The sequence below is a fragment of the Undibacterium paludis genome (assembly GCF_022568815.1).
Lineage (GTDB): Bacteria > Pseudomonadota > Gammaproteobacteria > Burkholderiales > Burkholderiaceae_D > Undibacterium.
In genome coordinates this window covers 1-719 of sequence record NZ_JAKZHX010000057.1, presented here as the reverse complement: position 1 = coordinate 719, position 719 = coordinate 1, and the positions used below count along the sequence as shown (strand labels likewise).

The 719-nt window shown below is 57.0% G+C and carries 1 protein-coding gene; it reads left to right on the top strand.

The features are described 5' to 3' along the window. On the top strand, nt 1-505 hold a 505-nt coding region (locus LZ463_RS28895), incomplete at its 5' end, for a MotA/TolQ/ExbB proton channel family protein (protein ID WP_241459779.1). Nucleotides 506-719 lie beyond the last annotated feature (214 nt).

Here is a 719-nt window from a genome sequence, read left to right as displayed (position 1 = left end):
TTCCAAATTCTGGAAAGCCGCCTCCGTCCAGGCCGGTGCCTCCTCCCTGAAAGAAGGCAGTCCCTTCCGCTTCATCGCTGATTCCGGCATCAAAGCCACCGAACACCACGAAGGCGCCCTGCTCGAACAGATCGACCTCAACACCTGGGTCTCCATGTCCATCCAGCGCGCTGTAGACAAAGTCCAAAGCCGCCTGCAAGACGGCCTGGCCTTCCTGGCAACCGTTGGCTCCACCGCCCCGTTCGTTGGTCTGTTCGGTACCGTCTGGGGGATCTACCATGCGCTGACAGCCATCGGCATGTCCGGCCAGGCATCGATCGACAAAGTCGCGGGTCCGGTGGGTGAAGCGCTGATCATGACCGCGATCGGTCTGGCGGTCGCGGTTCCTGCGGTTCTCGGTTACAACTTCCTGGTTCGCCGCAACAAGAGCGCCATGGAAGAAGTGCGCGCCTTCTCCGCTGACCTGCACTCGGTTGTCCTGTCCGGCAACATGGGCAAAAAGTGAAATGCTGATGAAGCTACTGCGCAACGCGATTTTGAGCCAGCGATGCTCGTCGTACCTAAGTACGACTGCGCTTCTTAACTCAAACTAGCGCCGCTCGCTACGCTTCCTCAGCATTTTACACGGCTACTTTGTATAGGTAAAAAACCAAGACCCTTAACCACAGAGACACAGAGACACAGAGACACAGAGACACAGAGGAAAAACCAGAGAACAA